This window comes from Leifsonia xyli subsp. cynodontis DSM 46306, from assembly GCF_000470775.1.
Classification (GTDB): domain Bacteria; phylum Actinomycetota; class Actinomycetes; order Actinomycetales; family Microbacteriaceae; genus Leifsonia; species Leifsonia cynodontis.
The window spans coordinates 448512-468869 of record NC_022438.1; the positions used below are offsets into that span (position 1 = coordinate 448512).

General features: G+C 70.0%; 19 protein-coding genes and 1 pseudogene. 13 read left to right on the plus strand and 7 right to left on the minus strand.

Features of this window, described 5'->3' with window-relative positions:
• Positions 1-15 precede the first annotated feature (15 nt).
• Together O159_RS02120 and O159_RS02125 are read right to left on the minus strand one after the other, a co-directional pair.
• Positions 16-1776, minus strand: coding sequence for an acetyl/propionyl/methylcrotonyl-CoA carboxylase subunit alpha (locus O159_RS02120; RefSeq protein ID WP_021754118.1), 1761 nt, complete (start codon positions 1774-1776; stop codon positions 16-18).
• 79 nt (positions 1777-1855) lie between these two features.
• Positions 1856-2503, minus strand: a complete 648-nt coding sequence (locus O159_RS02125; protein ID WP_043993914.1) for a Maf family protein — start codon at positions 2501-2503, stop codon at positions 1856-1858.
• 27 nt (positions 2504-2530) lie between these two features.
• On the opposite strand from O159_RS02125, the gene O159_RS02130 reads away from it, so the two are divergent.
• The 7 genes and pseudogenes from O159_RS02130 to O159_RS02165 all read left to right on the plus strand — a co-directional run bounded on the left by O159_RS02130 (position 2531) and on the right by O159_RS02165 (position 9616).
• Positions 2531-3808 (plus strand): class I SAM-dependent RNA methyltransferase, encoded by a 1278-nt coding sequence (locus O159_RS02130; protein WP_021754120.1) that lies wholly within the window; start codon positions 2531-2533, stop codon positions 3806-3808.
• A 38-nt stretch (positions 3809-3846) separates the two neighbouring features.
• A complete protein-coding gene (locus O159_RS02135; protein WP_021754121.1) occupies positions 3847-4506 on the plus strand; it encodes a response regulator transcription factor in 660 nt (219 codons plus the stop codon).
• Positions 4493-5767: an ATP-binding protein gene (locus tag O159_RS02140; protein WP_021754122.1), complete on the plus strand. Its 1275-nt coding sequence runs from the start codon at positions 4493-4495 to the stop codon at positions 5765-5767. Before O159_RS02135 ends, O159_RS02140 begins: the two co-directional genes overlap by 14 nt.
• A complete protein-coding gene (locus O159_RS02145; RefSeq protein WP_021754123.1) occupies positions 5764-6792 on the plus strand; it encodes a hypothetical protein in 1029 nt (342 codons plus the stop codon). Before O159_RS02140 ends, O159_RS02145 begins: the two co-directional genes overlap by 4 nt.
• Before the next feature lie 334 nt (positions 6793-7126).
• On the plus strand, positions 7127-8344 hold the full coding sequence (locus O159_RS02155) for a hypothetical protein (protein ID WP_144267516.1): 1218 nt from the start codon (positions 7127-7129) through the stop codon (positions 8342-8344).
• A gap of 10 nt (positions 8345-8354) precedes the next feature.
• Positions 8355-8990, plus strand: a pseudogene (locus tag O159_RS02160) (alpha/beta hydrolase); the annotation flags it as partial.
• Between the two features lie 71 nt (positions 8991-9061).
• Positions 9062-9616, plus strand: a complete 555-nt coding sequence (locus tag O159_RS02165; RefSeq protein ID WP_021754127.1) for a hypothetical protein — start codon at positions 9062-9064, stop codon at positions 9614-9616.
• Between the two features lie 423 nt (positions 9617-10039).
• Here O159_RS02165 and O159_RS02170 read toward each other — a convergent pair whose 3' ends face one another.
• Together O159_RS02170 and O159_RS02175 are read right to left on the minus strand one after the other, a co-directional pair.
• Positions 10040-10270 (minus strand): acyl-CoA carboxylase subunit epsilon, encoded by a 231-nt coding sequence (locus O159_RS02170; protein WP_021754128.1) that lies wholly within the window; start codon positions 10268-10270, stop codon positions 10040-10042.
• Positions 10267-11898: an acyl-CoA carboxylase subunit beta gene (locus tag O159_RS02175; protein WP_021754129.1), complete on the minus strand. Its 1632-nt coding sequence runs from the start codon at positions 11896-11898 to the stop codon at positions 10267-10269. The genes O159_RS02170 and O159_RS02175 overlap by 4 nt, the downstream gene beginning before the upstream one ends.
• Before the next feature lie 76 nt (positions 11899-11974).
• Between O159_RS02175 and O159_RS02180 the strand changes: the two genes are divergently transcribed.
• Complete coding sequence (locus O159_RS02180; protein WP_043993447.1) at positions 11975-12739, plus strand: biotin--[acetyl-CoA-carboxylase] ligase; 765 nt, start codon at positions 11975-11977, stop codon at positions 12737-12739.
• Between the two features lie 8 nt (positions 12740-12747).
• Positions 12748-13284, plus strand: a complete 537-nt coding sequence (locus tag O159_RS02185; RefSeq protein ID WP_236609520.1) for a PH domain-containing protein — start codon at positions 12748-12750, stop codon at positions 13282-13284.
• Here the strand turns inward: O159_RS02185 and O159_RS02190 are convergent.
• The gene (locus O159_RS02190; RefSeq protein ID WP_021754132.1) at positions 13258-13791 is read right to left on the minus strand and encodes a GtrA family protein; all 534 of its coding nucleotides are present in this window, start codon (positions 13789-13791) and stop codon (positions 13258-13260) included. The two genes, O159_RS02185 and O159_RS02190, sit on opposite strands and share 27 nt — an antisense overlap.
• A 120-nt stretch (positions 13792-13911) precedes the next feature.
• Here O159_RS02190 and O159_RS02195 point away from each other — a divergent pair, with 120 nt between their 5' ends.
• The 4 genes from O159_RS02195 (at position 13912) to O159_RS02210 (ending at position 18316) form a co-directional block, all read left to right on the plus strand.
• On the plus strand, positions 13912-15051 hold the full coding sequence (locus O159_RS02195; protein ID WP_043993448.1) for a 5-(carboxyamino)imidazole ribonucleotide synthase: 1140 nt from the start codon (positions 13912-13914) through the stop codon (positions 15049-15051).
• A 68-nt stretch (positions 15052-15119) separates the two neighbouring features.
• Positions 15120-15623 carry a 5-(carboxyamino)imidazole ribonucleotide mutase gene (gene purE / locus O159_RS02200; RefSeq protein ID WP_043993449.1) on the plus strand — a complete coding sequence of 168 codons (504 nt, stop codon included), beginning with the start codon at positions 15120-15122 and terminating at the stop codon, positions 15621-15623.
• Entirely contained in the window at positions 15620-16981 is a 1362-nt protein-coding gene (locus tag O159_RS02205) for an LCP family protein (protein ID WP_021754135.1), read from the plus strand. Before purE ends, O159_RS02205 begins: the two co-directional genes overlap by 4 nt.
• A gap of 306 nt (positions 16982-17287) precedes the next feature.
• The gene (locus tag O159_RS02210) at positions 17288-18316 is read left to right on the plus strand and encodes an acyltransferase family protein (protein ID WP_021754136.1); all 1029 of its coding nucleotides are present in this window, start codon (positions 17288-17290) and stop codon (positions 18314-18316) included.
• A gap of 27 nt (positions 18317-18343) precedes the next feature.
• On the opposite strand, the gene O159_RS02215 is transcribed toward O159_RS02210, so the two are convergent.
• Together O159_RS02215 and rfbD are read right to left on the minus strand one after the other, a co-directional pair.
• Positions 18344-19495, minus strand: a complete 1152-nt coding sequence (locus O159_RS02215) for a glycosyltransferase family 4 protein (protein WP_043993450.1) — start codon at positions 19493-19495, stop codon at positions 18344-18346.
• The gene (gene rfbD / locus O159_RS02220) at positions 19464-20351 is read right to left on the minus strand and encodes a dTDP-4-dehydrorhamnose reductase (RefSeq protein ID WP_043993918.1); all 888 of its coding nucleotides are present in this window, start codon (positions 20349-20351) and stop codon (positions 19464-19466) included. The genes O159_RS02215 and rfbD overlap by 32 nt, the downstream gene beginning before the upstream one ends.
• Between the last annotated feature and the right edge of the window lie 7 nt (positions 20352-20358).

Consider the following 20358-nt stretch of genomic DNA (forward strand, 5'->3'; position numbering starts at 1 on the left):
TGGACGCGGGGGCGGTCAGACGATGCTGAGGAGCAGGTGGCCGGAGGAGACGGTCTCGCCCACGGCGGCGTTGATGGCGGCGATGGTGCCGTCCTTGTGGGCGGTGAGGGGCTGCTCCATCTTCATGGCCTCGAGGACGAGCACGAGATCCCCCTTGACCACCTCGTCGCCGTCGGCGACCGCGACCTTGACGACGGTCGCCTGCATCGGAGCGGTGAGCGCGTCGCCCGTCGCGGTGTCGACCGCATGCCCGCCCCCGCGGCGACGCGGGGCGAGCGGGGCTTTCTCGGGGGAGCCGCCGGCCAGCAGGCGGGCGGGGAGGGAGACCTCGATGCGTTTGCCCTCCACCTCGACGACGACGTTGCTCCGGCGTTCCGCCGTGGACGGTTCGCCAAGCTCGCCGGACCACGGCTCGATGGCGCCGGCCCATTCGGTCTCGATCCAGCGGGTGTACACGGAGAATGGCTCGCCGTCCTGCGGAGCGAAGGCGGGGTCGCGCACAATCGCGCGGTGGAACGGCAGCACCGTCGGCAGGCCTGCGACCTCGAGCTCGTCCAGGGCGCGGCGCGAGCGCTCCAGCGCCTCCTCGCGGGTGGCTCCGGTGACGATCAGCTTCGCGAGCATGGAGTCGAACGCGCCGCCGATGACGTCGCCGGCCTGGATGCCGCTGTCGACGCGGACGCCGGGGCCGCCGGGCGCTTTGAAGACGTGGACAGGGCCCGGAGAGGGGATGAAGCCGCGGCCGGCGTCCTCGCCATTGATGCGGAACTCGAAGGAGTGGCCGCGGGGGGCCGGGTCGACTCCGTCGAGCTTGCCCCCCTCCGCGAGGCGGAACTGCTCGCGGACGAGGTCGATGCCGGTCACCTCCTCCGAGACCGGGTGCTCGACCTGGAGACGGGTGTTCACTTCGAGGAACGACACGGTGCCGTCCTTGCCGATGAGGAACTCGCAGGTGCCGGCGCCCTGATAGCCGACCTCCTTCAGAATCGCCTTGGAGGCGCTGTAGAGCTTCTCCCGCTGCTCCGGAGTGAGGAACGGCGCGGGGGCCTCCTCGACCAGCTTCTGGTGGCGGCGCTGTAGCGAGCAGTCGCGGGTCGAGACGACCACGACGGTGCCGTGCGCGTCGGCGAGGCACTGGGTCTCGACGTGGCGCGGCTGGTCGAGGTATTTCTCCACGAAGCATTCGCCGCGGCCGAACGCCGCGATCGCCTCCCGGGTGGCGGACTCGAAGAGCTCGGCCACTTCCTCCCGGGCGCGGGCCACCTTGAGGCCGCGCCCGCCGCCGCCGAACGCCGCTTTGATGGCGACGGGCAGGCCGTGCTCGTCCACGAAATCGAGCACCTCGGCCGCATCGGCGACCGGGTTGAGGGTGCCGGGGGCCAGTGGTGCGCCCACCTTCTCGGCGACGTGCCGGGCGGAGACTTTGTCGCCGAGACGTTCGATGGCCTCCGGCGACGGGCCGATCCAGACGAGGCCGGCGGCGATGACGGCACGGGCGAAGTCGGCGTTCTCGGCGAGGAAGCCGTATCCCGGATGCACGGCGTCGGCGCCCGAGCGGCGGGCGATGGAGAGCAGCTTGTCGATGACCAGATACGTCTCGGCGCTGGTGGAGCCTTCGAGGCCGTAGGCCTCGTCCGAGAGCCTGACGTGCAGAGCGTCGCGGTCCTGGTCGGCGTAGACGGCGACGGAGCCGATCCCGCTGTCGCGTGCGGCGCGGATGATCCGGACGGCGATCTCGCCCCGGTTGGCGATGAGGACCTTGGAGATACGTGGCACAGTTCTCTAGCCTATTGCGCGGGTCCGATCGCCTTTTGGACGATTCTCATAAAAATACATCCAAAAGCCTTCAGATTTTCTATAATGACGCTCCGGCACGGTTCCACAGCTCGGTCCACTCGATTCCGAGCTGGCGCACCAGGTCGCGCAGGGTCGAGAGGGACAACCCGACGACGGTGCTCGGGTCGCCCTCCACCCGGCGGATGAAGGGGCCGCCCAGACTGTCGATGGTAAATGCGCCCGCGACCTCCAAGGGTTCGCCGCTGGCGATGTAGGCGTCGATTTCGGCGTCGGTGACGTCTGCGAACGAGACGGCGGCCACGGCCGTCGCCCCGACAGCGGCGTTCTCCACGCCCCCGCGGTGGTCGATGAGCCAGTGCCCGGAGTGCAGGCGCCCGGTGCGCCCGCGCTGTGCCCGCCAGCGCTCGCGTGCGATCTCGGGCCGGTGCGGTTTGCCGTGGATGGCGCCGTCGATCGCGAACGCCGAGTCGCCGCCGAAGACGAGCCCGTCGATCGGTTCGCCGTCGAGCGTGCCGCGCACGGCCTCCGCCTTCAGCCGGGCGAGCAGCCGCACCATCGCGTCGGGGGAGAGCGGTCCGTGTTCGGCTTCCGCCGCGGCGACGGCAGCGGGTTCGTCCACCCGCGACGGCACGACGACGGGCTCGATCCCCGCGGCGCGCAGCAGCGCGAGGCGGGCTGGGGAGGTGGAGGCGAGGTAGAGCCGCATGGTCGTCACCTGTGGGATGCTCGATGGATGCCCCGGAAAGATGAGGTCGACCTCGACATTACCAACGTCGCGCACGGCGGCGTGTTCGTCGCCCGGCACGAGGGTCGTGTGGTCTTCGTGCCCGATACGATGCCGGGGGAGCGCGTCCGCGCCCGGATCGCCGACCGCAAGCACGACCGGTTCTGGCGCGCCGAGGCACTCGAGGTCCTGGAGGCGGCGCCCGAGCGTCAGGAGCATGTCTGGTCCGCTGCGGGCATCGACCGCGCCCCCGGTCAGCGGCCCGGCGGGGCGGAGTTCGGCCACATCCGCCTGGGTCATCAGCGCGAGCTCAAGCGGCGCGTGATCGTGGACGCCCTCCAGCGCACCGCCAAACTCGATCGGGGACTGATCGACGCGCTGGGCGTCGTGGTCGAACCGGTCGCGGGCGAGACCGAGGACGGCACCGGCTGGCGCACCCGCGTCCGGCTGCAGGTCGGCGAGGGCGGCGGCATCGGCCCCTTCGCGGCGCGCACCCACACGGTCGTCCCGGTCGATGACCTCCCGCTCGCGACCGCTCTGGTCCAGGAGTCCACCCCGTTCGGTCAGCGTTTCCCCGGAGCGGAGTCGGTGGAGGTCGTCGCCACCGGGCTCGGCACGGTCCATGTCCTCGTCAACGACGCCCCCGCGCGCCGGGGCGACCGGCTGGTCCGCCCGCCTCGCCGTCCGGCCCCGATCCGCGAGCGCGTGGGCGACCGCGAGTTCCGGGTGGACGCCCGCGGTTTCTGGCAGGTGCATCGGGCCGCTGCGACGACGCTGACGGCGGCCGTTCAATCGGCTGTCGATGAGGCCCTGTTCGACCCGCGCGCCGCGAACCTCGACCTCTACGGCGGCGTCGGCCTCCTCTCGGCAGCTCTCGGCGACCGGTTCGGCCCCACCCTGCGCATCACCTCCGTCGAATCCGACGAGGCTGCCACCGACGATGCGGCGGAGAACCTCGCGGACTGGGTCGGCGCTGCCGCGGTCACGGGGCGCGTCGAGCATATCGTCGCGGGTCTCGTCGCCGGTGCGTCCGCGATGGAGCGCGCCCGCCTGCGCGCGGCGACCGTCGTCCTGGACCCGCCGCGCTCCGGCGCGGGCCGGGCCGTCGTGGAGGCGATCGCCGAGCTGCGGCCCGCGCAGATCGTCTACGTCGCGTGCGACCCTGTCTCGTTGGCCCGGGATGTGGCCTCCTTCGCCGAGCGCGGCTATCCGCTGCGCACACTGCGGGCGTTCGACCTGTTCCCCCACACCCGTCACGTCGAAGTGGTCGCCGCGCTGACCCCCTGACCGGAGATGTATGCATTCCCACCGCTACGATGGAGAGCATGGTGCGGGTGTCAATCGTCGACGATCACGAGTCGGTGCGTCTCGGGCTGAGGGCAGCCTGTCAGGACGCGGGTTACGACGTCGTGGTCGCCGCTGCGACAGTGGACGGATTCGTGTCGCAGCTGGGGGCGCAGGAGTGCGATGTGGTCGTGCTCGACCTCTCCCTCGGCGACGGCTCGCGGGTGACGGACAACGTCAAACGGGTGCAGGCGACGGGCGCCGCTGTGCTCGTCCACAGCATCGCGGACCGTGTGGCCAGTGTGCGGGAGGCGCTCGCTGCGGGCGCAGCCGGCGTCATCCCGAAGTCCTCTCCGACGACGACCGTGATGAACGCGATCGTCACCGTTGCGCGCGGGGATGTGCTCAACAACCTCGAGTGGGCGACCGCCATCGACGCGGACAGCGACTTCGCCAAGGCGCAGCTCAGCCGCCGTGAGCGGGACGTTCTGCACCTCTACGCCTCCGGCCTGCCGCTGAAGGCGGTCGCCGCGCAGCTCGGGATCGCCAATTCGACGGCACGCGAGTATCTGGACCGCATCCGCGTGAAGTATGTGGAGGTCGGCCGCCCGGCTCCGACGAAGGTGGACCTGCTGCGTCGTGCCGTCGAGGACGGCATCTTGCCCGGGCTCGACTCCGATCCGCGCAATGAGCGGGTTTAGCCCTCCGGGCCCCGTCTCCGGGGCGCCGCCGGAGGGCGTCAAGCTTCGCAAACCGCTGAGCCGGGCTCGTATCGAGCGGATCGCCGACCGGACTGTGCCGGCTTTCGGGCTCGTGTTCGGCTTGCAGACCGTCCCGACCGTGCTCGGCCAGCTGGCCGACCTGCGGGAGCCGTGGGGGTCCGTCGTCCTGACCGTCGTCTTCGGCGGCCTCGCCCTGACCGTTCTGCTCGCGATCGTCCAGCGCTTCGTGAAGACGGCGATGGGCGTTCTGGCCATCGTGTACCTCGTGGTGATCGCGACGTGGCCGCTGCTGGTGAGCGACCCGGCGCCGTTCGCGAGAGACAAGCCGTGGGTGTGGTTCCTCTGCTCCGTGTTCACGGCCTTCGCCGCAGTGGCGTGGCCGCTCTGGCTGGCGATCGTGTACACGTTCGTCGCGCCGGTCGCTTACGGTTTCGTCCGCGCGCTGCCGGCCGGCGGCGGCGCCAGCGCCGAGCTGGCGGGGATCGATGCGGTGTACGCGATCATCCTGGGCGGTGTGATCCTCGCGATCGTCACCATGATGCGCGGGGCGTCGACGGCGGTGGACGCCGCCCAGGGCCAGGCGCTCACCAAGTACAGCACCGCCGTCCGCCAGCACGCGACCGAGGTCGAGCGGGTCCAGGTGGACGCGATCGTCCACGACAGCGTCCTGACGACCCTGCTCGCGGCGGCCAGCGCGCGCACGCCGGAGGCGAAGGAACTGGCGGCGCGGATGGCCGCCGACGCCATCGGGCACCTGCACGCGGCCGAAGCCTCCGGACCGGAGGACCAGCCTCCCGTCGGTCTCGACAGTCTGCACGAGCGCCTGCTGGCAGCAGCGGAGTCCTGCACCTCGCACTTCGTGGTGGAAGCCCGGGAGATCGCCCGGCGCACTCTGCCCGTCACGGTGGCCGAGGCGGTCTATTCGGCTGCGGTGCAGGCGATGATCAACAGCAAGCAGCACGCCGGCGGCCCGGAAGTGCGCCGGCGCCTCACCATCGTCGGCGGCGTGGACGGGGCGACGGTCCAGGTCATCGTCGAAGACTCCGGACGCGGCTTCGTCAGCGCGGAGGTGCCGGTCGAGCGTCTGGGGCTGCGCGTCAGCATCCAGGATCGTCTCACCAAGGTCGGCGGCCGGGCGACGATCCGGTCGGCGCCGGGCCGTGGGACGAGCGTCACGATCGTCTGGCCGAGCACTGAGCCCGCATCGTCGCCGGACCGGGAGCAGGAGACCGCCCGGTGATCACCCTCAACAGAGTGCTGTTCCTCGCGCTCGGCGCGATGTTCTCGGCCTATCATCTCTTCCTCGGGCTCTCGTCCCTCTCCATTCCCGATGACCCGGGCCCTGCCGTCGTCGCGATAGCGCTCTACGCGGTCGCCACCGCGATCAGCCTGTGGCCGACCAGCCCGATCGGGATGCCGCTCTGGCTGGCCGCCTTCGATCTCGCTGTCTCAGTGGTGGTCGCCGTGCTGGTCACCAGCCAGCTCGACCCCGCGAAGGACAACGGATACGCCACCTGGTACGTCGCCGCCATCGGGACGCTGATGACCATCTGCGCTGTCCGCCGGCAGCGGCTCGTGGCCTGGCTCGGCGTCGCCTTCCTCGCTGTCCAGACCGTGGTCTGGGCGGGCGCCGGCGCGCTCGCCGGCCTCGGCGTCATCGGCTCCGTGGTGTGGGTCGGCGTCGCCGTCGTCATCTCCGGGTCGCTAGCGAAGGCCGGCCGGGACGCGCTGCGATTCGGGCGGGCCGAGCGCGAGGCCACCGAGTGGCAGGCGGCTCAGGAGGCGCATGTCATGGAAAGGCGGCTGCGGCTGCGGCAGACCTACCGGGTGGCCGCTCCCATGCTCGCCGAGATCGTCCGTCGCGGCGGCGACCTGACCGAGACGGAGCGCCGGGAGTGCCGCTATCTGGAAGGCGCCATCCGCGATGAGATCCGCGGGCGGCGTCTCCTCAATGAGGAGGTCCGCCGTGAGGTGATGGATGCCCGGCGTCGCGGTGTCGTCGTCACCCTGCTCGACGAGGGCGGCATCGACGACCTCGGCCCGGCCGGCCTCGACACGGTCTTGTGGCGTCTCGCGGAGGCCATCCGGGGCACGACGACGGACAAGCTCATCGTGCGCACCGTCCCGCGCTCGTCCGAGACGGCGGTGACCGTCGTGGGGCTTCGCATGTCGGGCGATGGAGCCGCGAACGCTCTGGGCGTGGAGTCGGACGACGACGAAGTGGACCTCTGGCTCGAAATCCCGCGTCCGCTCCCCTCGGCCTGAGGCGTCGCTGCGCGCGCTGTCCTGAGCGCTGGGCTCAGCCGCCGGGTCCGGGCGTTCCCGGGCTGCTCTGGGTGCGATCGCGGCTGGCAATTTGCAATTTCATATGTATGATTCATTGACTGTCTCCTCGAATCCGGAGGGAGCGGAAGGGGTCTCGTGGGCGGGAGTGACGCGGAGCCGCTGGTGTTCGATCATCGCGCGGTGGACGCTCTGGTGCAGACGGCACGTGTCGGGGCCGAGCGGGTGAGGGCGGGCCAATCGGCGCGGAGGGGGTTCGCGCGGACGGCCACCGCGGAGTTCCGCGGGCTCTTCGCCCGGGAGTTCGCCCGCAGCCGTGAGCTGGCCGATCGGGAGGCCGCGCAGCTCGCAGACGGGTTGGACGCCCTGGCGGTTCTCGCGGATCGGTTGCAGGAAGCCGCGCAGACCGAGGAGTTGCGGCGGCGGCGGGTGGCGGGAGTGGCGGGCGCAGCGTCGGCGGCGGGAGCAGGCGGCCGCGGTCGCGGCGGGTGGGGTTCTGTGGCCGGAGGAGCCGGAGCCGGGACCGGGGGCCGTTCCGCCCTCGCTCTCGGCGGGCACCGTGCTGGTGGGGCGGCGGAGCCTCCCGGCCGTCGGCGGAGGGCAGGCCGGTGCGGGGAGCGGGACGGCATCCGCCCGCTCCGAGGACCTCCGGCTGTACCGCGCTCAGGCCGGGTCTCTGGATCTGGAACTGGCGGGCGCTCTCTCCCGCGTTCGCCGAGCGCTGGAGGATGTCGCCGCCGGATGCCGGTGGGGCCGAATCGACGGTTCCGGGGTCGTCGCCGGGTTCCAGCGTTGGATCGAGCAGAACCAGGCCGATGGCTCCTGGCTGGAAGGGGCGGCCGGTGCGTTCGAGACCGCGGGCAGCGGTGTCGCGCTGGGCTCGACGGTGTGGGCGTTCTTCGGGGTGCCGGAGAGCGGGGCCTCCCCGCTCTCCGCGGTCGAGTTGCTGGCCCTGCTGAAGGAGACGACGCCTGCCGAGTTGAGACGCCTGCTGGCCGCTGATGCGGGGCTGGCGCAGCTGTTCTGGAACGCGCCCCCCGCACCGGCCTCGACCGCCGCCTGGTGGGCCGGCCTCGATCAGGGGCAGCGGGACGCGTTCGTCGTCCAGGCGCCGATCGTCATCGGCAACCTTCCCGGCCTGCCGTATGCGGTGCGGAACGCGGCCAACCTGAAACAGTACGTGTACTGGCAGCAGCACCGCGAGAGTCTCAACGACGACCAGCGGAGGGCACTGGACGCCCTGGCGGGAGTCCTCCGCTCGCCGATCAAAGGCATGCCGGTGCAATTGGTGGCGTTGAATCTGTTCGCGTCGGTCCCGTTGCTGGCGGTCGGTTATGGGAATCTGGACGCGGTGACGAACACGACCTGGTGTGTGCCGGGGATGGGAACGGACGCCGCCGACGGCACAAACGCGTGGAGCACCGCCGCACGGAACCTCTACGCCGTGCAGAGCAGGCTCCCCGGGATGGTGCCGGGGGTGATCCGCGTGGCTCGGCTACGACACTCCGGACCCGGCCACGGTCACCGGAAGTGAGGCGGCGACGGCGGGTGCTTCCCGGTTCGCGGCGGAGATCGACGGGAACACCGCGGCTCAGGCGGCAGGGTCGGCCGGTCCGACCCTGCTGGGGGTCGTCGTGCACTCCTATGGCACCACTCTCGCCTCTTACGCCCTCACCCGCACCGACAGCCGGGTGTCCTCGTTCGTGATGGTCGGCTCCGCCGGGATCGACACCGCCCTGGTGCCTTCTCTTGCCGGGGTCCACGCTGATCGTGTTTTCACTACCAGCGCCACCGCGGACCAGTTGGCTCCGTTCGGTGCGGAGTTGGCCGGTCGGGCCGTGCCGAATCCGGAGGTCGCCCACCCGACCAGCCCGGCCATCGGCGGCTCCACCCGGTTCTCCTCGGACGGGGACGGCGGGGCGCTCCTACGCGTCGATGGGCACAACCCGCTCGGGGAGGCCCGTCCGGTACCGCTCGGTCGGGTGTTCAACACGGTCCCCTCCGCCGGCCACGGCTATTTCGACCCCAGAACACAGTCGTTGAAGAACATCGCCGCGATCAGCACCGGGAACCTCGACGAGGTGAGCGGGGCTCTCTCCTCGACCACGGCTGATGCGGCCAAGCACAATGAGGACGCGGAAATGATCCAGGACGCCCAACCCAAGAGCCCCCGTCTATGAACACTCGACTCCACCGCCCGGCGCACCGTGCCCTCGCCTTGTCCGCCATTCTGCTCTTGGGAGGATGCAGCATGCTCACCCCACCACCCCCGCAGAAGACCGGAGCGGAACTGCGCCAGCAACTCCTGGACTTCACCGCCGACGCCCTCACCGCCACCGCCCTCCCCGACGGATGGCGATACGGCCCCCTCCCCGACGCGGAACCCTGGGACCCCGACACCTCCGAATTTACTGACCTCGGTTGCAGCACCACGGACAACAATGACAAACGCCAACAATTCGGCCTCATTATCGATCACGATCCTGTGGGTGGTGCTGCTGATTTCGCGAACATCATCGCCGATCATTGGAATTCTCTGGGTTATCCGATCGAGGTCGTCACCCCCACCATGACCAACCCCGGCGGCAACCACTACACCGGAATCGCCACCACGCTTCCGAACGGTGCCTGGCTCATGGTCAGAGCGTCCGATTACATCTTCACCCTCGATCTCAACACCGAGTGCTCCACCGATCCTACGCTCAATCAGTTCGCGGGGCCTCACGGGTACCGCGACTTCGACCCGCTCAACCCTCTCGGCACTCCGACGCCTATACCGAGCCCGCCCGACGGCCGGGACCCATGAGCGGTCGCCGTCGCCGGGGAAGCGCGCTGACCGCCACGCTCGCCATCCTGCTCCGGGGAGGGGCAGCATGTGCGCTCCCCAAGACAGCGCACCAGTCGCTGAAACCAGCTCTTAACGGGGAAAGGGGCCGGCACCCGAATTGCCGACCCCTTTTTAAGCCCCGAGCCAGGGCGATAACCCGAATATCGCCCTGGCTCGCCCCCAAAGCACTCACCTGCTTACCCTAGTCGGCGAGTGATTGGTGGTGTGACTCATGAGGAGAGACACCTAGCGGTAATCATGATCACGGTCTGCTTGCAAAATACATAGTCGTCATTTTGGGGGGACAGTGGGGGACAAAACTGGACTGTGCCTAGGGGATACGTGTCGAGAATTTCGGGTGTCCCGTTATTGGGGGACATGGAAACCGGGGGACAAATCCGGTCATCCGCCCGAGAACGACCGCCACTGACCCGGCCCCGGAATCAGCAACGTGCGCAGTGGACGCTGACTGCGCTGCCAGCCGTCCGCCCCGGCAGCGGGCCGGGATCCGCGTGCTGCGGCGTCCTGCTCGGCCGCCGCGACGGTGAGCACGGCCGTGACCGCAGCGATCTCCTCCGCTGTCACGCCGCGCGTGACGAACCGCAGCTGCGAGGGGTCGAGGGCCTCGCTCACAGGGGGATGTTCCCGTGCTTCTTCGGCGGGAGACTCGCCCGCTTGGTGCGCAGCGCCCGGAGCGCCTTGATGACGGAGACGCGGGTGGCGGCCGGCTCGATCACGCCGTCCAGTTCGCCGCGCTCGGCGGCGAGGAACGGACTCGCGACGTTGTACGTGTACTCGGTTGCGAGCTTCGCCCGCACCGCGGCGACATCCTCCCCAGCGTCCTCCGCTCGTTTCAGCTCGCCGCGGTAGAGGATGTTGACCGCGCCCTGGCCGCCCATGACCGCGATCTCCGCCGTCGGCCAGGCCAGGTTGATGTCGGCGCCGAGCTGCTTGGAGCCCATCACGATGTAAGCGCCGCCGTAGGCCTTGCGGGTGATGATCGTGACCAGTGGCACGGTCGCCTCCGCGTACGCGTACAGCAGCTTCGCGCCACGGCGGATGACGCCGGTCCACTCCTGGTCGGTGCCGGGCAGGTAGCCGGGCACATCGACCAGGGTGAGGATCGGGATGCTGAACGCGTCGCAGAACCGGACGAATCTCGATGCCTTCTCCCCGGCGTCGATATTGAGGGTGCCTGCCATCGCGCTCGGCTGGTTGGCGACGATGCCGACCGAGCGGCCCTCGACCCGGGCGAAGCCGATGACGATGTTCGGCGCGAAGAACGGCTGGACTTCGAGGAACTCTCCTTCGTCCACGATGCCCGCGATGATCGTCGTGACATCGTAGGGCTGGTTGGGGGAGTCCGGGATGATCGTGTTGAGCTTGCGGTCGGCGTCGGTCGTCTCCAGCTCCGGCTCCGCCTCGAACGCCGGCAGCTCCGCCAGGTTGTTCTGCGGCAGGTAGCTGAGCAGGTTGCGCGCGTAGTCGAGGGCGTCCTCCTCGTCGCTCGCGAGGTAGTGGGAGACGCCGGAGACCTTGTTGTGGGTGAGGGCGCCGCCGAGCTCCTCGAACCCGACATCCTCGCCGGTCACCGTCTTGATGACGTCGGGGCCGGTGACGAACATATGGCTGGATTTGTCGACCATGATGACGAAATCGGTCAGCGCGGGGGAGTACACCGCGCCGCCGGCCGCGGGGCCCATGACGATGGAAATCTGCGGGATGACGCCGCTCGCCGCCGTGTTGCGCCGGAAGATCTCGCCGTACTTGCCGAGCGCGACCACGCCCTCCTGGATGCGCGCGCCGCCGGAGTCCAGGATGCCGATCATCGGCACACCCGTCTTGAGCGCATGGTCCATCACTTTGATGATCTTCTCGCCCGCGACCTCGCCGAGCGAGCCGCCGAAGATCGTGAAGTCCTGGCTGAAGACAGCGACGCCCCGGCCGTGGATGGTGCCGACGCCGGTGACGACCGCGTCACCGTAGGGGCGCTTCCCGTCCATGCCGAAAGCGTACGTGCGGTGGCGCACGAACTCGTCGAACTCCACGAACGATCCCTGGTCGAGCAGCAGGTCGATGCGCTCGCGCGCGGTGAGCTTGCCTTTGGCGTGCTGCTTCTCGATCGCCGCCCGGCCGCTCGCGGTGACGGCCTCGTGGAAGCGCTCTTTGAGGTCGGCGAGCTTTCCCGCTGTGGTGGCCAGGTCGAGGACCGGTGTGATTCCGGTGGGTTGACGTGCTTCGGTGTCGGTCACGCCGTTCACTCTACCGGCCAGCGGATGGGCGATGCCGTTGAGGAAACCCTACAAATACCGGGCCTCGCGCTGGCAGACTGAGCCTATGGAGACCTTTCGCCGCAGTCGCGCTATCGTCCCTGTGCTCGAGGTTCTCGAGGAGGCCGGCTCCACGAACGACGTGGTGCAGGCCCGCTCCGACGATCTTCCCGACCTCGCCGTCGTCGTCACCGGCAATCAGACCGGTGGGCGGGGCCGGCTGGGGCGGGTTTGGGTGGCGCCGCCCGGGAAGACGCTCGCCATCTCCGTGCTGCTGAAGCCCGACGGCCTGAAGCCGGACGCTTTCGGCTGGTTCCCGCTGCTCGCCGGTCTCGCCATGCGCCGTGCGCTGGCCGGTTTCGTGCCGCGGGAGGTCGAGGTCAAGTGGCCGAACGATGTGCTGATCGACGGCGCGAAAGTCAGCGGCATCCTGACCGAGCTGCTGCCCGGGATGCGCGGCGTCGTGGTCGGAGCCGGCGTCAACCTGACCGTGGCCGGGGACGAGCTGCCGGCGCCGACCGCGACGTCGCTGCGGCTGGCCGGCGCGACCGATCCCGACACCGACGCCGTGCTCGCCGCCTACCTCATCGAGCTGGTCGTGCTCTACCGCGACTTCCTCACGGCGGGCGGCGATCCGGTTCGCAGCGCGCTGCGCGACGAGGTCGCCGCAGCGTGTCACACCATCGGCCGGGCGGTGCGTGTCGAACTCCCCGGTGGCGGCAGCCTGACGGGCGTCGCCGTCGCTCTCGACGACACCGGACGGCTGATCGTGGAGTCGGATGCGGGCCGCACCGCGGTGGCGGCCGGCGACGTGACGCACCTGCGGTATTAATGGAAATCATGAGCAGCACGCCGGACGGAGCCGTCGGCCCGCCTTCCGAGCGGGTCGTGGCTCGGCTGCGCCCGAACGCACGGGCGCTTCTCTGGCCGTCCCTCGCGCTCATCGCCGCGAGTGGCGCCGTCGGTTTCCTCGTCGGGCGTCTGACCGAGGTGTGGGAGGAGGCGCTGCTCTGGTCGGCTGCGGCCGCTGTGCTGTTCCTCTTCTTCCTGCTGCCGCTCGCGGCCTGGCTGAGCCGCCGCTACACGATCACAACGCGCCGGCTCATCCTCCGGCACGGTTTCTTCGTCCGCGTCCGTCAGGAGCTGCTGCACTCCCGCAGCTACGATGTGAGCCTCAAGCGCACCTGGCTGCAGAGCGTGTTCCGCTCAGGAGATGTCCTGATCAACTCGGGCCTGGACCATCCCGTCGTCCTCAAGGATGTGCCCCGGGCCGATGAGGTTCAGCGCGCGCTCAGCGAGCTCATGGAGCGTGCGCAGACCATCGTCGGGACGCGCCGCCAGGAGTCCGAGTCAGTCCCCGACGAGACCACGGTCTAGGGTTCGCGCTAGCATCGCCGCCGCGACCGGTTCCAGCGCCGCGGCCGGAGGCCGCTGGCCGCGCGCGGGGGAGAAGACCCACCAGCGGTAGAGGGCGAAGCGGAACAGCATCCCGAGCGCCAGGCCGATCCCGTTGGCCGAGATGTTGTCGGCGATCGGCGAGGTCAGGCCGAGCAGGTAGTGCGACACCCCGATGCAGAACAGGGGGATGCCCATGCCCGCGAGGCTGACCGCGAAGAACTCGGTGCCTTCGCGCAGGGTGTTCCCCTGCCGTTGCCCGGAGAAAGCCCAGAACCGGTTCCCGACCCAGTTGGCGAAGATCGCCACGGTCGTCGCGATGACCGTCGAGAAGACAGTGGCGTGCGGGACGCCGCGGAAAACGATCAGCAGCATCGCATTGAACACGACGAGGTTCACGACCAAGCCCACAGCGCCCACAGCGCCGAACTTGATCAGCTGAGGCAGGAGCCGGGCCGTGCGCGCCGGGATGGTCTTCTCGATCGTCATGCTCCAACCGGGGATGCGGGATGATAGGGAGTGCGTTCGCCAGAGTACGCGAGCCGTGGCGTTCATGTCTGTGAGTTGCCCGCGGGCAGCATGAGGAGTATCAGAGGAGGGCCCCAGGCGATGGCCAGGAACAGAGTCGGTGTGATCGGCGGCGGACAGCTGGCGCGGATGATGATCCCCCCGGCGGTGGAGCTGGGCGTGGACATCCGTGTGCTGCAAGAGGCCGAAGGCATGAGCGCCCGATTGGCCGCCAGCGGCGTCGGCGACTACCGCGACCTCGGCGCCGTCCTCGCCTTCGCGGAGACGGTGGATGTCGTGACCTTCGACCACGAGCACGTTCCGCAGAGCATCCTCCGCGAGCTGGTCGCCCGCGGCATCCCGGTCCACCCGGGTCCGGACGCGCTGCTCTATGCGCAGGACAAGATTCAGATGCGCGCGAAGCTCGGCGATCTCGGCCTCCCCGTTCCGGACTGGGCGGCCGTGGAGACCTCCGGCGAGCTCGCCGCGTTCCTCGACGACCACGGTGGCCGCGCGGTCGTCAAGACGGCCCGCGGAGGCTACGACGGCAAAGGCGTCCGTCTGGTCTCGGACGCGAGCGGGGCGGATGACTGGTTCCTCGCGCTCGGCGAGAACGGTCGCGGCGGCGCTCTGCTGGTCGAGGAGCTCGTCTCCTTCCGCCGCGAGCTGGCCCAGCTGGTCGCTCGGCGACCCTCCGGCGAGGTCGTCGCCTGGCCCGTCGTCGAGACCGTGCAGCGCGACGGCGTGTGCGCCGAGGTGATCGCCCCGGCCCCCGGCTCGGCCGGCCGTCTCGCGCAGGTGGCGTCGGACATCGCTCACCGCATCGCAGACGGTCTGGGCGTGACCGGTGTCCTCGCCGTCGAACTGTTCGAGACGACCGACGGCCGGGTGCTGGTCAACGAACTCGCGATGCGCCCGCACAACAGCGGCCACTGGTCGATCGAGGGCGCCGTGACCAATCAGTTCGAGCAGCATCTGCGCGCCGTGCTCGATCTGCCGCTGGGCGCGGCGACGGCTCGCGAGGACTGGTCGGTGATGGTCAACATCCTGGGCGGGCCGTCGGAGGGAACTGTGCAGGACCGCTACCCTGCCGCGCTCGCGGCGCACCCCGAAGCCAAATTCCACGGTTACGGCAAGGCGCCACGGCCCGGTCGGAAGGTCGGCCATGTGACGGTCTGCGGCGACGATCTGGACGACATCGCGTACCGCGCACGGTCGGCGGCTGCCTTCTTCGAGGGGTAAAATCCCGGGGCTCACCGCGCCCGCGTGCCCTCCCCGGGGTCATGGCGACCGCCCCCTAGCATGGGTCCATGTCCGTTCCGCCCCCGCCCTTGGTGTCCGTCGTGATGGGTTCCGACTCGGACTGGCCGGTGATGCAGGAAGCCTCACGGCTGCTCGCCGAGTTCGGTGTCGCACACGAGGTGGAGGTCGTCTCCGCCCACCGCACGCCGGAGAAGATGATCGGCTTCGGCAAAGTCGCGGCCTCCCGCGGTGTCCGTGTGATCATCGCCGGAGCCGGGGGAGCCGCCCACCTGCCCGGAATGCTCGCCGCCGTCACCACCCTGCCTGTGGTGGGCGTGCCCGTGCCGCTGGCCCGTCTCGACGGGCTCGACTCGCTGCTCTCGATCGTGCAGATGCCGGCGGGCGTGCCGGTCGCGACCGTCTCCATCGGCGGTGCGCGCAACGCTGGTCTCCTGGCTGTGAAGATCCTCGCCACGGCCGATTCCGGGCTCGCGAGCGCGCTCGAGCGCTTCGCCGCCGAACTGGAGGCGAGCGTCGAGGAGAAGAACCGCGCGCTGCAAACGAAGCTATGAGCCTCGCCACCACTCCGCTGCGCAACCCGGACACGGCCTCGGCCGGGGTGATGACCAAGCGCGGCTGGTGGCTGGTCGCCCTCAATATCCTGCTGCCCGGGGCGGCGCAGCTCGTCGCGGGCGATCGGCGCCTCGGCCGGGTGGGTCTGATCGCGACGGCGGCGCTCTGGCTTCTCGCACTCGCCGCACTACTGATCCTGCTGATCTCGCCGTCCACCGTGTACACGCTGGCGACGCAGTCCGGCAGCCTGACGTTCGCGCAGATCGTGCTGATCGTGTACCCACTGCTGTGGGTGGTGCTGACGCTCGACACCCTGCGGCTCGTGCGCCTGGTGAAGGCGCGCTCGAAGGCCCGGGGCTGGATCGCCGCCTTCTCGGTCGTCGTCCTGGTGGGCCTCACCGGGACTGCCGCCTACGGCTCCGTCGTCGCCGCGTCCGCTCGCGGCGCGCTCGCCGGAATCTTCACCGCCGGCCCCTCAGAGCCGCCCGTCAAAGGCCGTTACAACATCATGCTGCTCGGTGGCGACGCCGGTCCCGACCGCGAGGGCCTGCGTCCGGACAGCATGTCCATCGTGAGCATCGACGCCACGACCGGCAAAGCGGTCACCATCGGCCTGCCCCGCGATCTCGACCCGGTGCCCTTCGTCTCCAGCTCGCCCCTGCACGAGCTGTATCCGGACGGCTATGGCGACAAAGGGCGCTGCGACGTCGATGTGTGCCAGCTCAACTCCATCTACACCGAGGTGGAGCTCTACAAGCCCGAGCTGTATCCGACGGCCAAGAAGAACGGCAGCGAGCCGGGGATCGAGGCCATGCGCGACGCGCTCGAAGGCGCGACCGGGCTCACCATCCAGTACTTCGTGCTCATCGACATGCAGGGCTTCGCCGATCTCATCGACGTCCTCGGCGGTGTGGATGTCACCGTGAGCGAGCGCGTGCCGATCGGCGGCGACGAGAACCTGAACGGCGTGGTCGAGTGGATAGAGCCGGGCGAGGGGCATCTCGACGGCTATCACGCGCAGTGGTACGCCCGCGCGAGGCACGGCACCAGCGACTACGACCGGATGGTGCGTCAGCGTCAGTTGCAGGACGCGATTCTGAAGCAGTTCACTCCGGCGAACATCGTCGCCAAGTTCCAGGACATCGCGAAGGCCGGAAAGCAGGTGATGAAGACCGACATCCCGCAGTCGATGCTCGGGTACTTCGTGGACCTCGGCATGAAGACCAAAGCGCAGAAAGTGGACCAGCTGGAACTGGTGCCGCCGACCATCGATCCGGAGAATCCGGACTACACGCAGATCCGCCGCCTGGTGCAGCAGGCTGTGGCGCCGGCCACCCCGAAGCCCTCCTCGATGTGAGCGCGACGCTCAGACGACCCCTGACCAGATGACAGGGACTGCCCAGGCTTCGCCGGTTCCGCCGCCCGCAGGGAGCGGGTACAGGTGGAGGAGTGGCACAGCACCCGGTGACGAAGGACGCTGGCCGGCTGGTGGCGCTCGACGGCCTGCGCGGCCTGGCGGCGGTCGTCGTCCTGTTGCACCACGCCCTCTACACGAACCCCGGCTTTCCCGGCTCGCCGGGCGGCGGGCATGCGCCGGCCGGTTCTGCGATGTGGTGGATCAGCTACCACGCCTCTCAAGCTGGCCACCGCCGGCGCGGAGTCGGTGATCGTCTTTTTCGTGCTCTCCGGGCTCGTCGTCACGCTCCCGGCTCTGCGGCGTCGCGGGTTCGACTGGGTGGCCTACTTCCCGCGTCGGGTCGTGCGCCTCATGGTCCCTGTGTTCGCGTCCGCGGCGCTGGCGGCGGTGTGGGTCGTGGCCATTCCGCAGCGCTCCACGCAGCCCGACGGCACCTGGCTCACCGCGTCGTCCACGCCGGGCTTCTCGTGGGAGTACCTCGTCAAGGCGTGGGATCTGCTCGGCGGCGATGGGCAGATCAACAACCCGCTGTGGTCTCTGCGCTGGGAGCTGATCTTCTCTCTGGCGCTCCCCGTGTTCGCGGTGACGGCGATCCCGGCGCGCACCCGGTGGGTCGGCGGCCTCGCCGCCGCCTGCGCGCTCAGCTGGCTTGGCGCGCGAACGGGCTCGGGGGCCCTTGAGTATCTGCCGGCGTTCTTCGTCGGCGCGGTGCTCGCCGTCCGCCTGGACGCCGTGCGGACCGTCGCCGACCGTATCAACGCCCGCTGGTTCCGGCAGCCGCTGTGGGCGCTGTTCACCGTGGCGAGCCTCCTGCTCCTCATCGCTCCGTGGCTGTTCGGTCCGGGCGTCGCGGACCGTCCAGAACTCGGCAGCGTGCTCAGGGGGCTGGCGCCGCTCGCGGCGGCCGGCCTGGTGGTCGCGGCGCTCGGCTGGCGTCCGCTGGCGGCGCTGCTGGAATCGCGGCCCTCGCAGTTCGCAGGCCGCATCTCCTTCAGCCTCTATCTGGTTCATGTGCCGATCGTGATCTTCAGCGTCTACCTGTTCCCCGGGCAGGTCTGGTACGTGCCGCTGCTGTTCGCCCTTCCCGTGGCGGCGCTGGTCGCTGTGGAATTCACCTGGCTGGTCGAGAGCCGCAGCCACCGGTGGTCGAAAGCTGTGGGGGTCTGGGCGTCGGAGCGATACCGCGCCTGGTTCGGGTGCGAGGCGAGCGAAGACCTCGCCGAGGGGGTCTCCCGCGATGCCCGCCAGCGCGCGCTGACCTCGGCGGATCGCTGACGCCGGCGGTCCTCGCCCGCCCAGGGATCAGAGGTCGGCGTGCAGCTGCCAGACGCGTTCGGCCGAGTCGCGCCAGCTGAAGGCCCTGGCGCGGTCCGAGGCGAGCACGCTCAACCGTGCGCGCAGGTCCGGTTCGCCGTGTACGCGGCCGATGGCCTCGGCGAGGCGGTCAGTGTAGGCGGCATCGTCCTCGGAGCGGCCCGGGCGCTCCACGACCAGGCTCGCGCCGCCCGCGACCTCGACGAGAGCGGGGTCGTCGGAGTGGATGACCGGGAGGCCGAACGTGAACGCTTCCACGATGGGGAGTCCGAACCCCTCGGCGAGGCTCGGATAGACGAACACGGTCGCCCGGTCGAGCACGACGGCGAGGTCGGGGTCGGAGAGGCGGCCGAGCGCGCGCACGCGGTCCTCCGGCAGGCCGGCTGCGGCCGCGACGCCACTCGCGCTGCGCTCGCCGTAGCGGTCGGGTCCGACGATGAGCAGGGGGATTCCGTGTACTTCGGGCCGTGCGACCGCGCGGATCAGTGCAGCAACGCCCCTGCGCGGCATGATCGAGCCGAGCGTCAGAGCGTACGTCTCCGGGAGCTCCAGTCGTGCCGCGCGTTCATCGGCGTCGGCCGGGAGCCGCACGGTGGTGGTGGGCGCGCCGCCGATCACCCGGATGCGGTCGCCGAAGTCCAGCTCGTCCGCCAGCCGGCTCGCGACCGCGTGGGTCGGGACGACGATGGCGTCGGCGAACCGTCTGGCGCGCTTAGCCATCGACTTGGTCCAGAGCGCTCTGGCCGTGCCGATCGTCTCCGGGTGCGACCAGGCCAGCGTGTCGTGGATCGTCACGGCGATCTGTTCGGAGGCGTCCGTCTGGCCGTGCTGGCGCAGCGGAGCCAGCAGGGCCGGCGCGTGCAGCATCCCGCTGAGCGAGCCGACGGGGAGGCCGGACTGCCAGGCCAGAGCCAGCTCGCGGTGGGCCAGCGGCAGCCGGATGACGTCGGCCACCCCCGGGAGCAGCAGGCGCACCTCGTCGAGCTTGTCGTCGGAGATGTTCGAGACGACGGCTTGGACGTCGCAGCCCGGAGGGGCGGTCGCGATCAACTGCCGGGTGAGCTCCTCCGTGTAGCGGCGCGAGCCGCCGGGAGCCACACCGGTCAGGTCATCGACCACCACCCTGAGTGTCGTCGTCATTCCGCTCCTGATCCAGGACTCCGTGTTGTGCTGCGTCGGCCAGCGCTTCCTCCCACGGCCGCATGGGTTCGAGGCCGACGCGCCTCCAGCCTTCGTGACCCAGCACCGAGTAGGACGGTCGGGGAGCCGGCCGGATGAACGTGGCGCTGTCGGTCGGAAGGACCCTATCAGGGTCCAGCCCGGCAGCGCTGAAGACCGCCTTGGCGAACGCGAACCAGCTTGCCTGGCCGGAGTTCGTGCCGTGGTACACCCCGGGGGGCGCGTCCGAGTCGAGGAGCGCCACGATCTGCTCGGCCAGGTCGCCGGTCCAGGTCGGCTGGCCGAGCTGGTCGGCCACGACGCTCACCGTTTCGTGGCTCTCGGCGAGTCTCACCATCGTCTTGGCGAAGTTCGCGCCGCCCGCGCCGTACAGCCATGCGGTGCGGACGATGTAGGTGCCGTCGGGATGCGCGGCCAGCGCGAGCTCTTCGCCGGCGGCTTTGGTGCGGCCGTAGGCGTTGATCGGGTCGCGCGGGGTGTCCTCGGCGTAGGGCTCGGCGCCAGACCCGTCGAAGACGTAGTCGGTGGAGACCGTCACGAACGTCGCGCCGTGCTGCGCCGCGGCCACGGCGAGGTTCTCGGTGCCGGTCGCGTTGATCGCGTAGGCGTCGTCCTCGTGGGTCTCGGCGTCATCCACCTTCGTGTAGGCGGAGGCGTTGATTACCACGTCGTGGCCCGCGACGGCGGCCAGAACAGGGTCACGGTCCGTGACGTCGAGATCGGCGCGGCCGAGGGCGGTCACATCCCGGCCGGCCAGCGCGCGCTGGAGGTCCTGACCGAGCTGGCCGCGGGCTCCGGCGATCAGATAGCGCGCCATGTCGGCC

Bases quoted from the DNA above. Each gene is read 5' to 3' on its own strand.
- O159_RS02130 (WP_021754120.1), top strand. From the start codon at position 2,531: ATGCCCCGGAAAGATGAGGTCGACCTCGACATTACCAACGTCGCGCAC.
- O159_RS02140 (WP_021754122.1), top strand. From the start codon at position 4,493: ATGAGCGGGTTTAGCCCTCCGGGCCCCGTCTCCGGGGCGCCGCCGGAG.
- O159_RS02195 (WP_043993448.1), top strand. From the start codon at position 13,912: ATGGCCAGGAACAGAGTCGGTGTGATCGGCGGCGGACAGCTGGCGCGG.
- purE (WP_043993449.1), top strand. From the start codon at position 15,120: ATGTCCGTTCCGCCCCCGCCCTTGGTGTCCGTCGTGATGGGTTCCGAC.
- O159_RS02165 (WP_021754127.1), top strand. From the start codon at position 9,062: ATGCTCACCCCACCACCCCCGCAGAAGACCGGAGCGGAACTGCGCCAG.
- O159_RS02190 (WP_021754132.1), bottom strand. From the start codon at position 13,791: ATGACGATCGAGAAGACCATCCCGGCGCGCACGGCCCGGCTCCTGCCT.
- O159_RS02180 (WP_043993447.1), top strand. From the start codon at position 11,975: ATGGAGACCTTTCGCCGCAGTCGCGCTATCGTCCCTGTGCTCGAGGTT.
- O159_RS02215 (WP_043993450.1), bottom strand. From the start codon at position 19,495: ATGACGACGACACTCAGGGTGGTGGTCGATGACCTGACCGGTGTGGCT.
- O159_RS02125 (WP_043993914.1), bottom strand. From the start codon at position 2,503: ATGCGGCTCTACCTCGCCTCCACCTCCCCAGCCCGCCTCGCGCTGCTG.
- O159_RS02205 (WP_021754135.1), top strand. From the start codon at position 15,620: ATGAGCCTCGCCACCACTCCGCTGCGCAACCCGGACACGGCCTCGGCC.
- O159_RS02185 (WP_236609520.1), top strand. From the start codon at position 12,748: ATGAGCAGCACGCCGGACGGAGCCGTCGGCCCGCCTTCCGAGCGGGTC.
- rfbD (WP_043993918.1), bottom strand. From the start codon at position 20,351: ATGGCGCGCTATCTGATCGCCGGAGCCCGCGGCCAGCTCGGTCAGGAC.
- O159_RS02135 (WP_021754121.1), top strand. From the start codon at position 3,847: ATGGTGCGGGTGTCAATCGTCGACGATCACGAGTCGGTGCGTCTCGGG.